Genomic DNA, 12716 nt, shown 5'->3' with positions numbered 1-12716 from the left:
GCCCAACTCCATCAGGAAGGTACTATCGACATGCGATCTGATTAGAGCGACATGTAGTAAGTAAAATGAGGGTTACTCGTTTGATTATCAACTGCCATCAAAAAAGTAACCCTTTATACCACTTATTGGTAAATATTAAGCAGTAAGATCATAACCCGTCAGTTCTCGGCGAACGATTTCTGCACCTGCACTTAAAGCATTTAACTTGCCGCGTGCCACTTCACGAGAAAGAGGTGCCATACCGCAGTTTGTGCAAGGGTAAAGCTTGTCAGCATCTACAAATTGAAGCGCTTTACGTAGTGTGTTGGCTACTTCTTCTGGTGTTTCAATCTGGTTAGATGCAACATCAATTGCACCGACCATCACTTTTTTACCGCGAATGAGTTCAAGTAAATCGATAGGCACATGTGAGTTGTGACATTCTAACGAGATGATATCAATGTTAGACGTTTGAAGTTTCGGGAAAGCTTCTTCGTATTGACGCCATTCTGAACCAAGTGTCTTTTTCCAGTCAGTGTTGGCTTTAATGCCGTAACCATAGCAAATGTGGACCGCAGTTTCACATTTTAGACCTTCAATTGCACGCTCTAAAGTCGCAATGCCCCAGTCATTTACTTCGTCAAAGAATACGTTAAATGCAGGTTCATCAAACTGAATAATATCTACACCAGCAGCTTCTAGCTCACGCGCTTCTTGGTTCAAGATTTTTGCAAATTCCCAAGCAAGTTTTTCACGGCTCTTGTAGTGGCCATCGTAAAGCGTATCAATCATAGTCATTGGGCCAGGTAATGCCCACTTAATTGGTTGATTGGTTTGCTGACGTAAAAACTTCGCATCTTCAACAAACACAGGCTTTTGACGAGACACCGCACCTACAACAGATGGCACGCTTGCATCGTAACGGTCACGAATACGAACTGTTTCGCGCTTCTCAAAATCTACGCCATTTAAGTGTTCAATAAACGTGGTCACAAAGTGTTGGCGGGTTTGTTCGCCATCGCTCACAATGTCGATGCCAGCAAGTTGTTGTTCGTGCAACGCCAAACGTAACGCGTCTTTTTTACCTTCGGCTAAACCTTCGTTTTCAAGTTTCCAAGGCGACCAAAGCTTTTCAGGTTCTGCAAGCCAAGACGGTTTAGGTAAGCTGCCAGCAGTTGAAGTTGGTAATAATTTTTTCATGATCAATAACCCGTATGTTGATTAATTAGGAGCGTAATTAGCAGACCACTGCTCAAGAATCGCTTGGTATGGTTTGATAAATTGCTCTTCAACAAACTTCCCCTGCTCAATAGCCAAACGGCTACGTTCTTCACGGTCATACACAATTCGAGTAAGTGAATAATCTTCGTGTTTCAAGCTTGGTTGATAAGATTTTCCAGCCACTGAATTTGCGTTGTAAATTTCAGGACGGTAAATCTTTTGGAATGTTTCCATCGTACTAATCGTACTAATCAACTCAAGGTTGGTGTAATCACTCAACAAATCGCCTGTAAAATAGAACGCTAACGGCGCAACGCTATTTGGCGGCATGAAGTAGCGAACTTTTAAGCCCATTTTTTGAAAATATTCATCAGTGAGTGAATAGTCTTCTTGCTTGTATTCAACACCTAAAACTGGATGTTCGTTTTCAGTACGGTGGTACTCTTTAGTCGTCGAAACGCTTAAGCAAATCACAGGCGCCTTTTTAAAGTTGGCTTTATAAGTTTCAGAGTTAATAAAGCTCTTAAACAAGTTACCGTGCAATTCACCAAACTTCTCTGGCGTGCTAAAAGTCGACTTGTTTTTGTTGTGATCTAACAACAGCACACTAAAGTCATAGTCACGTACATAAGACGAGAAGTTGTTGCCCACAATACCTTCGATGCGTTCATTGGTTTTCTTATCAACAATATTGGTTTTCAATATTTCGATTAAAGGAAGCCCGCTGGTACGATTTTCGGCATCAATATTCATTTCAACTGAAATGATTTCAAGTTCAACGCCATAGCGGTCGCCTTTAGGGTTGTCCCAATGAGCTAAGGCATTGAAACGATTGTCGATCATCTGCAATGTATTGCGCAAATTTTCTTCGCGGCTCATCCCTCTTGCCAAGTTAGCAAAGTTGGTTGTAATACGTGTATTGTCTGCTGGACGATAGTTCTCATCGAAACAAATACTCTTAATCGTAAATGTAAATTCTTTACTCATTGTGATCAGTACCCTAATTTCTGAGATAAAACCTAAATAAAAACTTTTTGCTCTTTTTAAACTTTCCAGACTTGTCAGATTTGTGCCTTATGGTCTTATCAAAGTGAATTACTGGAGCGCTTCAGAGCATGAATAGATTTATACCGCAATCAGAACATGAATAAAAATGATTTAGTCTCATTACAAACTGAGTGAAATTCATGTTTAGGGTTTAACAAATAAGTATGAAGTTAAATATTTTTCATCTTAGGAAATTTTAGACAGCAGAAATTCAATATACAGCGCTCACACGGCACCTTAATTATTTTAAATATTCATTATTTTTTCAAATACTTATAAACAATTAATTAAGTTAAAAAGAATCAAACTAAAGTAATGTGTGCTGACTCTCATTCATCTCTGCTTTTAGCCATTCTAAAAATATGGTTTTACGTGAATCTTCCTCAAAAGCGCTATGAGAAAGTAAAAAATAGGCTGAATTATCTTGCACAACAGGTGAAATTCTTTTCAGTAAGTTCCATTCAAGCTCTTTTTCAATCATGTAAATTGAGATCACAGTTGCGCCAAGTCCTGCCAAACAACCTTCTAAACATAGATAAAAATGTTCGAGTTCAACTTTGGTGTAGCCTTTCAAATTTTGCTTTAACTCAGCAATGCGACTCATGCTTTTGAAAAAATTCGGTCTAGAGGTCGAAATGAGTAAGTCGTTTGTTTCCGATGGCTTGATTGCTTGAACTAGAGCGATATATTCATCAGCAATCTTTTCGCTATAAATATGCTCTCCCCAATCAAAGTCATTTCTGCGAATTGCGATATCAATATTATCTTTTTCAAAATCGACCACGCCACCTGCGGTAAGTAACACAACCTCAAAATCATGACCGAGCTTTTTAAATTTTGATAACCGAGGAATGAGCCATTTCATGGAAAGCGTCGGTTCACACGACAAGACCAGTTGCTTGTTGTGAGTTTTAGGCTGGCTGAGTTCTATTAAACATTCATCGAGTTGACCAAAAACTTGATGGCAACAACTCAATAAAATTTCGCCCTGCTCGGTCATCACAAGTGTTTTATTTTTACGATCGAATAAAGTCGTATTTAAAGCTTCTTCCAAATTATAAATCTGTTTACTGACCGCACTTTGCGTCACAAATAATTTCTTTGCAGCTAAAGTCACACTGCCATACTTCGCCACAAAATAGAAAAATTTTAGTGAATTCAGCGATATTCTTTCAATCATTCCAAAAACTCATAGATATATAGTCGTTTTTATCGATTTTTATTTTTAGATTTCTGTTCAAAATAAAAATCATCTTTATTAAACCCCATTTTAGATGATGAAAAACATATTGAATATCGATATCTATCTTCACAGGCGTATAGATAGAGCTTATTACGTGGAAAAAATAACTGCTTTAAGCAAAACAGTTCACCTCTCAAATACATTCCAAAAAGTACAGATGAATTACCTCGTTTTCAGTGAGAGTGCAAGATAATGGCAGAGTTTATTGCGGTTATTCTTATTACGATTTTGGCGGTGGTTAGCCCCGGCGCTGACTTCGCGATTGTGACTAAAAACAGTTATCTGTACGGTAGAAAAATAGGTGTGTTCACTTCACTGGGAATATCACTTGGCGTGTTGGTGCATGTGACCTACACATTAGTTGCCGTTGCCTTTGTAATGACTTATACGCCGCAAATTTTGAATATTGTTAAGTACATTGGTGCACTTTACCTGATCTATATTGGCTATAAAACCTTTACGCAAAAACCTGTTTTAGACGCTGTTGCTTTAAACGCTATAGGCAGTTTTCAAGCCATAAAATACGGCTTTTTTACCAATGCCCTCAACCCTAAAACCACACTATTTGTAATTAGTACCTATACGCAAATTGTGAGTTTAACTACACCTGAAAGCGTTCTTATAGCTTATGGCCTTTTTATGTCTTTTGCCCATTTTGTATGGTTCTCACTAGTAGCTGTGCTGTTTTCATCCATGCTATTGAGGCAAAAAATGTTAGCCAAGCAGGTGCAAATTAATAAGGTGATTGGTTCAATTTTATGTGTCTTAGGCGTGATTTTACTTTTTACTAAGTTTCAGTAGAGCCGTTTAATTTTTAAGAAACTCTATAGTGAAATTATGGTTAATGGACTGAGTGCTTCGTACAGAACTCAGTCCATTTGAGTGAGATAAAAAGCTATGTTTTAACTTTTTGATTCTGATAAATCATTTACGTTCCAACGGTTTGCTCTTTTAAAGGTTCCGACATCGTTAAACCGCACTCCCATATCACGCATGACTTTATGGGCAACTGGTGCCGTCATTTGGCGAATGTAGAATGGTTCTTTCACCACAAAATGGTGGATGGCATGTGTTGAACCAAAGTTAAAGCAAAACAATTGGAACGGCATCATCCACCACGGCGTTAATACTTGAGTTTGTTGAATGACATTACCCAATTCGACATCACCGTAGTAATGCATATTACTAGTCACAAAGTGCAAGCAGAAGGTACGCAGCACATTCGGTGCGACCCAAACAACAGTCAAAATATTAACCACATGCATAATATTTAAAGTGGTAGCTGACCAAGCAATCGGTGCATTCGCCCAACCTGCAACAACATCAACTACATGAAAACCTAAAAAGATATACCACAGCGACCAGTGAATAATTCCTAACGGGAAATAAGCCATAAATGCACGTTTAAAAATGACTTTTTTACCCGTCCAATTGCTTGCAGAGATAATACGGAACAAGCCCGCCAAGCCGTTATCACCAATCGCGATGAGTCGGCGTATGCTCCATTGCTCTCCATTGGTTAAAGCTCTTTCTTCTAAATCAACTTCGGTGCCCGAGTTTTTATGATGGTTAAAATGCAGCTCACGACGTTTCCACGGGTTAATGGTACTTGGTCGAGCTAACCAGACTAAGCTCATCATTAAATGATGTGCCCATGGTTTCTTTCTAAAATACATCCAGTGAATCAGGTCATGCTCTAACTCATGGGTGAGCGATGCAAAAAAAGCAATAATTGGAATTGCAAACCAAGCTGAAAGTTGATGATTTATATAGAGCACGGCAGTCGCTATCATGCCGACCAAAGATATAAATAGAATCATCGCCCCAATGGCATTTTGATGGTTCAAAATAGGATGGCGTTTGCGTAAAGCCACACCTTCTGCTGTTACTACTTTTTTAATATGTTCCGTTTTTTCGCTATCGGTCATTCCGGCAGGATTTTTATAAATATAAGTCATCCGTTATTCCTCAGTTTTTCATGCCCCTACTTTATTTAGATCACCCTAAGTGTGCTTAGCTCGAAACGCCAATCTATTGGCTATGGATGCCAAAATAAAAAGATTCAAAACAAACAAAAGATTTTTTAGTTTTGAATCTTTTATACTGTTCACAGGAATATGAATCACAAGTTATAGGACATAACATGCCACAGACAGCAACGGCACTGGCTAGCTGGGTGAAAGCGATTCAAAAAGCGCTCGAAAAAGCCGGTGTTGATAGTCAACCTTTATTAGAACAAGCAGGTTTAGATATTCAGGCTCTGAGTAATCCTGATGCACGATATTCATTAAAACAAACAGCAAATTTATGGAAATTAGCAGTTCAGAAAACTCAAGATTCATGTTTTGGCCTTAAAGTTGCCAGCCAAGTCAATCAAAATACTTTTCATGTGTTAGGACATTCACTGATTACCAGCACCACCCTAAAAGAGATGTTTCTAAGAATTATTCGTTATTTTCGTGTGGTTACAGATATTCCAGAACTAGATTTTTATGGGCAAGGAAGTAACCATTATTTCGTTATTCATGTTCCCGACGAAGTTCAACCCGAATCAATAGATGCATTTATTTCGGTATTTATTCGCTCGAGTCGTGCTTTACAAGGATCTGTTTTTTCGCCCTTACGGATTGAACTAAGACGTTCAGAGCCAGAAGATCTAGAAACATTCCAGAGTATTTTAAAAGCTCCGATCGTTTTTAATGCACCCAAAGATATGATTGTGTTTGATACGGCAACCATAGAACAACCACTAGAAGGTGCAAATCCGACTCTCACCCAAGAATATGATGAAATTATTAATCGTTATCTGGCACGGCTCGATAAAGAAAATATATTGGCACGAGTGAAAGTAAAATTAATCGAAAAATTATCTACAGGTGATTTTCAACAACAAGACGTTGCAAAAAGTCTGGGCTTAAGCATACGGAGTCTGCAACGCAAACTTTCTGCCGAAAACACCTCTTATAGTGAGTTACTTGATCAGACTCGGCATGAACTCGCCTTATCGTATATTAAAAACTCAAACCATAATATTACTGAGATTGCTTATATTCTTGGCTTTACCGATGTAAGTAGTTTTACCCGTGCGTTTCGCCGCTGGACCGATTTATCGCCCATCCATTATCGAGAAAAATATCTGGCTTGCTCTTAACTTTTAAAAACTTAGATAAAAAAGATGCATGTAAGTGCATCTTTTTTTATGAGTAACTTATTTTTTAGTAAGTAGTTCTAGCATCGAAACTGTAGTGACTTTGGCTCCTACTGGTAAAGCTTTTAAGTCAACAATGTAGTTTGGACTATGTGGAATATAAGGCACAGGTTTGCCTTGCTTGACTGCATTTGCAAACACAACTGGGTCTGCCACACCAATGAACATAAAGTTAAAAGGAATGTCTTTTTGTTCGCCTAACAAATGATGAACATCTTCTGACCCCATAACCGCAGGATATTCAGTTAGAACATGTTTATCGCCTAATAATGCTTTTAAAGGCCCATTTAAACGTGCCGAAAATTCTTTATTGTTAATTACGGGTGTGCTTGAACCTTTAAAAGTAAAGGTAGGTAATTGATCTTTACCCATCCCCTGCATTTGAGCCGCACCTTCACTCATAGACTTAATGTTATTTAACATGGTTTCACGCACTTTAGGATCAAACCAGCGCAAGTTCATTTTGACCAAGGCCGTAGAAGGAATCACGTTATTCGAATTTCCAGCCTGAATTGAGCCAATTGATAACACTGCCGCTTGCTGCGGGTCAACTGCGTTACCCATAATGGTTTGATATTGATTTACTGCATTGGCCGCCATGCTAATCGGGTTTTTGGTGAGCATTGGTAGTGAACCATGCCCACCCACACCTTTAAATAAAACATCAAGCTGATCGGTTCCCGCCATACGTGGTCCCGGTGCATTGATGACTACGCCTACAGGGGCAGGCGTGGTATGCACTGCAAAGAAATAATCAGGTTTTGGCAAGTTATATTTTGTCCATAAGCCATCGGTCACCATAGCTTTTGCACCTGTGATCGGCTCTTCGGCAGGTTGCGCGACTAAAATAATAGTTCCGCTCCATTCCTTTTTTAAAGCGACTAATGTTTTTGCCATGCTGAGCATCCATGTCACATGTGCATCATGACCGCACATATGTGCTACAGGTGTTTCAGTTCCATCATCAAGTTTTACACGCACTTTACTCGCGTATGGTAAACCAGTCGCTTCTTCAACAGTGTTGGCATCCATATCGGCACGGTACATGACTGTTGGCCCTTCACCATTTTTTAAAATGCCGACCACGCCTGTTTTGGCTATTCCCGTTTTAACGTCAAAACCCAGTGACTTAAGTTCTTTGGCAACAATTGCTGAAGTACGCGTTTCCATAAACCCAAGTTCAGGGTGTTCATGAATGTCTTTATAGACCTTATTTAACCACTCTGTTTGCCCATCAATAATGGTTAACGCTTTTTGCGAAACCGCCGGCAAAGTTGTTGGACTTGCTTCTGCATGAAGGAGAGTTCCATAACCTCCAATGAAAGTCGATAATCCTAAAAATAGGCTGTTTTTAATGATTTTATTCATGTAATTAAAACCTTATAAATGACTGATTTAATTTTAAAATTTATATCCTATTTTTAAGCCATAGCTGACTGAGTGGTTATCCTTAAACTCACCTACATAATAGTCACTACCCGCCTGTGCGCCAAGTTGAGCTTTTGCATCACCTAACCAGTAATACTTCACGCCACCAGAAATAAAGTATTGCGATGTCGGGCTATATTGAGCACCCACGCCCAAGTTGTAATATCCCTTGCTTGGGCCACCCGTTGACACTTTATCACCTGCTCCCGAGTCCCATCCAACCGACACAGAACCTAACCATTTAGGTGAAAAGCGTTGTCCAACCCCTAAATTTAAAGACCATTGGTCATCATAATAACGAACCAAATTAAAACCTTCCGGACGGCTTGGCGTTGATAGTACGCCAACAACTTTTGAGATCTCACCAAAGCGATAAGGCTGTAGAGCAAGATCACTCCAATTTACCCAGCGTAAACTACCAAACAGTAACGTTCCCTGACGAAGTCCTGTCTGGAACTCCAAATTCACTGAATCAGGAGATTTAAATTTTGTTGTACCTGTATCTTCTTGTTCAGGCAAATTGGCAATAATCTGGTTTAAGTAAGCTTTCTTTTGTGAAGTCATCTGACCAATAGAAATCATGTAGTCTAGATGCTGATTAACTAAATCACGACCTTGTTGAGTGCTTAACATCTCAATGAGTGGGGCATTTTCAGTCGCGTTTAGTTTGTGAGTAATGGCTGAACGGTAGGTTAATGAGACTTTCACAGCTTTTTCCGGAATCTGGTAGGCCAGCCCTGCTAACCATCCCAAGTCACCTACAGTTTTGGTGTGAAAGTCATAGCCGTTGTAAAGACTAAATACATTTCCCCTTAATTCAACCTGACTTTTAAAGGTTTGATAGACTGGCCCCGCATAAAGATTCCAGTTTTTTGTGGGTTGATACCCCAAAATAAAGCTTAAATTTTGTATATCAAATTCTGATTTTGCATTTCCTGTAGGAGCCTGACCAGAAGTAGCATTGGCAAGTCCTGCTGTTGTAATGCCGGGTAACATAACCGTGTCTTTTGGCGTGGCAACAAAGCCATTTAGGCCTGAATATTCTGTGTCGGCACCAAATGGTTGATCGTAAAGCAAGCCAAATGAATACTGCGGTGCTAACTGTAATTTTAACGCTGCGGTAGGTCGATAATCGGTGTTAGCGATATCTGAAATTGAATGATGTGACGGGTTTGTGCCCGACTCTACACCACTTAAATCGGCATCTGTGATTCCTAAACTTGCTTCAAAATAGTTACCCGGTTGTAAAAATGCCGCTACAGACTGCCCTGTTTGATCAAATGCAGCCGCATGTAAAGTGCTTGTGCAAATTGAAGTTATTCCTAAGATCAATATTTTTTTATTCACAACAAAACTCATGGATCCATCCTGGATATTTTTTATTTTGATTCCTCACTTTATGTAGATTTGAATGCTTCTGCTTAGCTCCAAACGCCAATGAGTTGACCGTAGATGCCATATTGAAAAGTTATGGTTGTGTAGCGGTAAGTACAACAAAGTTTTTATATTAAAAAAGGGCTTACTTTTTAGATTTAAAAAACAATCGCAGACTGTATTGATAAAAAAAGCGTGTAGTGAGAATTACGAAAATTAATCTTGATAGTTGAAAGGAAACGACGATGGGTACTGCGAGTCCGAGAGCTTTAGCCATCAGTGACATTTCTGCGATGCCTCCGGGTGAAAGGCCTAAAATCAAGATTTGTTTTTCTGTATGACTTAAATTGACCAGTAATAAAGCAACGCTTATTGATAGCACTAAAGCCAGTAAATTGAATATCAGTGTGATTCCAATAAATTTTTTATTTTTTCTTAAAAAGCTAAATGGGAATTTGCTACCTAGTGACCAACCAATACAGACTTGACCAAAGGCAGTAAACCATTCAGGCAATTTCATCTGAAGTATTCCACAAAATGACAATAACCCAATAATGGCGAGTGGCCCCAAAATCCAAGCATTCAAAAGATTAAAAAATTGAAAAACCTGACCAAAAAACAGAGCTAGACAAAACAGCAATACAACCTGAAAAAAGCTAAATTGATCCGACACTGGTATCTTTAAACCAGTCCATTCGACTTGAAAATAAAGTTCCATAAAAATTGGAACCAGCACAACAAGAATCACAATTCTCAGGCTATGAGCAGCAACGACTTTATCGACTTGAGCTTGGTACCGCTCTGCAATATTCACCATTTCACTGGCGCTACCAATGGCCGAAGAAAACCATGCAGTTGCCCAATCCAAGGCATTAACTCGATATTGCAATCCAGCCAGTAATGTACCCAACACAAGTGACCACGCCAAACCTATGAGGATAAAGCCCCAATATGCTGCCACTGCCTGTACCAAAGCTGGTGAAAAGTATAGGCCTAAAGCCATACCAATAATAACCTGCCCTATGCGTCGCCACTGGGGATCACAGGCAAGTGGATGACCAACACTACCGAACAATAAAGCCGTCAATAAGGGTCCAAGCAACCAAGGCAAGGGAATATGCAGATATTTGGCAATTAAAGCTCCGACCAGAGCAATTGCTAATCCTTTGAGATTTGAGCTTATTTTTTCCATAATTCAGAGCAATAATAGCCAACCAATGCTGACTATTATTGCTGTCCTATTAAGCTTGCTGTTTTTTGATAAACAAGTATTTACGAACGATCGGCAAGATCAATAATAATCCTGACATGGTCCAAAGTCCTATACTAATGTTACTGCTCCATAAGACATCAAGTTCCCCTTGAGAAATTGAAAGTGCACGGCGCAGATTCGATTCCATTAATTCGCCAAGTACAAAACCAAGAATCAATGGAGCTAAAGGAAAATCAAATTTTCTGAGAATATATCCACATACACCTAAGCCCATACATAACAGCAAGTCAAAGATATTGCTATGAATAGCATACACACCAACAAAACTCACACTTGCGATGATCGGGATCAAAATATAATTAGGAATACTCAGCATGCGGGCAAAGAAGCCTACCAATGGCAAGTTCAATACCAATAGAATGATATTACCCACCATAAGTGATGCAATCAGCGACCACACCAATACAGGTTGCTGAACAAATAACTGTGGACCTGGTGCAATGTTGTACATAAGCAACGCGCCCATCATGACCGCAGTCGTCCCCGAGCCCGGCACACCTAATGTGAGCATAGGTACAAATGAACCACAAGCCGCTGCATTATTCGCACTTTCTGGTGCAGCAAGCCCACGTAAGTCACCTTTACCAAACTTGCTACTATCCTTTGCCATCTTCCGTTCAGTGGTATAGGCCATGGCACTTGCAACGGTTGCGCCTGCTCCAGGAAGAATGCCCAAGAAGAAACCAATCACTGAACTGCGGATAATAGCAACCAACGAGAAAAAGAACTCTTTAAGATTAAAAAGAGAACGCTTTCCTTGTTTTAAGGCAACTTGACCAATTGTCGTGCGTTCGAGCATTAATAGGATTTCGCTTACACTAAATAGGCCAATAACCAAAGTAGTAAAAGCAATACCGTCACTTAAACCCACACTGTTAAAGGTAAAGCGATATACACCTGTAATTGCATCCATTCCCACAGTTGAAAGTGCTAGGCCCATGAGTGCCATAATTAAGGTTTTAAAAGGCTGCGTACTGACCAGACCAGTTAAACAAACAATGGCAAAGACCATCAGCGCAAAATATTCAGCAGGACCAAATGCAATTGCCCATTTCGCCAATATAGGTGCAAACAATACAATCCCAATAAAGGCGACCGTACTCCCAACAAAGGAACTAACCGATGACAAAGACAATGCAATTCCTGCCTTTCCTTGCTGTGCCAATGGATAACCATCTAACGTGGTCATAATGGCTCCGGCATCTCCGGGTACGTTTAACAGAATCGCTGAAATACGTCCGCCATATTCACAGCCCAAATACACTGCTGCCAATAAAATCAAGGCACTATCTACGGGTAAACCCAAAGCGTAAGCAAACGGCAATAAGATTGCCACACCATTAATTGGACCTAAACCCGGTAATAAGCCAACAATCGTTCCAATAAATGCGCCAATCAAAGCAATTAAAAGATTCTGCGGCTGCAAGGCAACCTCAAACCCCATCATTAAAAAACTTAATACATCCATATCGGGTCATCCTTAACCAAAAAATCCAAGTGGTAATGGCACATCCAAGAAACGGTCAAACATATAGTAGGTACTCATGCTAAGTACCAAACCTGTCACCAAAACCAGTATGGTTTTGCCATGGAAAAGTTTGCCCACTGCAATGGTCATCAACAGGGTTGCAACAATAAAGCCTAACCATTCAAAAACTAATGCATATAGCGTTAAAGCCACCGCACATAACGCTAACTTAACGACTAGATGTTTTGTCCACCCCAACTCAACGGGTTCGAACATAATGGCCGGTCGAATAGTGAGATAAGCTGCACTCGCTGTAATTAAGCCCATTAATAAAATAGGAAAAGCTTTAGGACCCACTGGATCGTAGGAAATTGGGGCTTCAAAATTGCTCGCATAAATCAACAAAAATAACCCACAAACCGTAATAATGGCGGTAAGAATCCGTTCAGATTTCATCATCTATCCTCAGAAAAAA

The 12716-nt window shown here is 39.7% G+C and carries 11 protein-coding genes; 2 read left to right on the top strand and 9 right to left on the bottom strand.

All coding sequences use genetic code 11. The features are described 5' to 3' along the window. Window positions 1–135 precede the first annotated feature (135 nt). From J655_RS22040 to J655_RS22030, 3 genes are all read right to left on the bottom strand, one after another. Window positions 136–1179: a methionine synthase gene (locus J655_RS22040; protein ID WP_017400049.1), complete on the bottom strand. Its 1044-nt coding sequence runs from the start codon at window positions 1177–1179 to the stop codon at window positions 136–138. A 21-nt stretch (window positions 1180–1200) separates the two neighbouring features. Further along, window positions 1201–2187 (bottom strand): DUF1852 domain-containing protein, encoded by a 987-nt coding sequence (locus tag J655_RS22035; RefSeq protein ID WP_000031350.1) that lies wholly within the window; start codon window positions 2185–2187, stop codon window positions 1201–1203. Window positions 2188–2554: 367 nt separating this feature from the next. Continuing rightward, window positions 2555–3427 (bottom strand): LysR family transcriptional regulator, encoded by an 873-nt coding sequence (locus J655_RS22030; protein ID WP_017402932.1) that lies wholly within the window; start codon window positions 3425–3427, stop codon window positions 2555–2557. 255 nt (window positions 3428–3682) lie between these two features. Here J655_RS22030 and J655_RS22025 point away from each other — a divergent pair, with 255 nt between their 5' ends. Continuing rightward, window positions 3683–4291 (top strand): LysE family translocator, encoded by a 609-nt coding sequence (locus J655_RS22025; protein ID WP_005803295.1) that lies wholly within the window; start codon window positions 3683–3685, stop codon window positions 4289–4291. 101 nt (window positions 4292–4392) lie between these two features. Here J655_RS22025 and J655_RS22020 read toward each other — a convergent pair whose 3' ends face one another. Next, window positions 4393–5418: a fatty acid desaturase gene (locus tag J655_RS22020; protein ID WP_081403816.1), complete on the bottom strand. Its 1026-nt coding sequence runs from the start codon at window positions 5416–5418 to the stop codon at window positions 4393–4395. 215 nt (window positions 5419–5633) lie between these two features. Here J655_RS22020 and J655_RS22015 point away from each other — a divergent pair, with 215 nt between their 5' ends. Then, window positions 5634–6641 carry an AraC family transcriptional regulator gene (locus tag J655_RS22015; protein ID WP_032053159.1) on the top strand — a complete coding sequence of 336 codons (1008 nt, stop codon included), beginning with the start codon at window positions 5634–5636 and terminating at the stop codon, window positions 6639–6641. 57 nt (window positions 6642–6698) lie between these two features. Here J655_RS22015 and J655_RS22010 read toward each other — a convergent pair whose 3' ends face one another. The 5 genes from J655_RS22010 to J655_RS21990 all read right to left on the bottom strand — a co-directional run bounded on the left by J655_RS22010 (window position 6699) and on the right by J655_RS21990 (window position 12700). Continuing rightward, window positions 6699–8066, bottom strand: coding sequence for an amidohydrolase (locus J655_RS22010; RefSeq protein WP_017387507.1), 1368 nt, complete (start codon window positions 8064–8066; stop codon window positions 6699–6701). Between the two features lie 33 nt (window positions 8067–8099). After that, entirely contained in the window at window positions 8100–9485 is a 1386-nt protein-coding gene (locus J655_RS22005) for an outer membrane protein transport protein (protein ID WP_032053157.1), read from the bottom strand. Between the two features lie 160 nt (window positions 9486–9645). Next, a complete protein-coding gene (locus tag J655_RS22000) occupies window positions 9646–10692 on the bottom strand; it encodes an AbrB family transcriptional regulator (RefSeq protein ID WP_032053155.1) in 1047 nt (348 codons plus the stop codon). A gap of 49 nt (window positions 10693–10741) precedes the next feature. Next, a complete protein-coding gene (locus J655_RS21995) occupies window positions 10742–12241 on the bottom strand; it encodes a tripartite tricarboxylate transporter permease (protein ID WP_032053153.1) in 1500 nt (499 codons plus the stop codon). Between the two features lie 12 nt (window positions 12242–12253). Continuing rightward, on the bottom strand, window positions 12254–12700 hold the full coding sequence (locus tag J655_RS21990; protein WP_080750045.1) for a tripartite tricarboxylate transporter TctB family protein: 447 nt from the start codon (window positions 12698–12700) through the stop codon (window positions 12254–12256). Between the last annotated feature and the right edge of the window lie 16 nt (window positions 12701–12716).

This window comes from Acinetobacter sp. 1294243 (assembly GCF_000588015.1).
Taxonomy (GTDB): Bacteria; Pseudomonadota; Gammaproteobacteria; order Pseudomonadales; family Moraxellaceae; genus Acinetobacter; species Acinetobacter pittii.
This window is presented reverse-complemented; position numbering and strand designations above follow the sequence as displayed.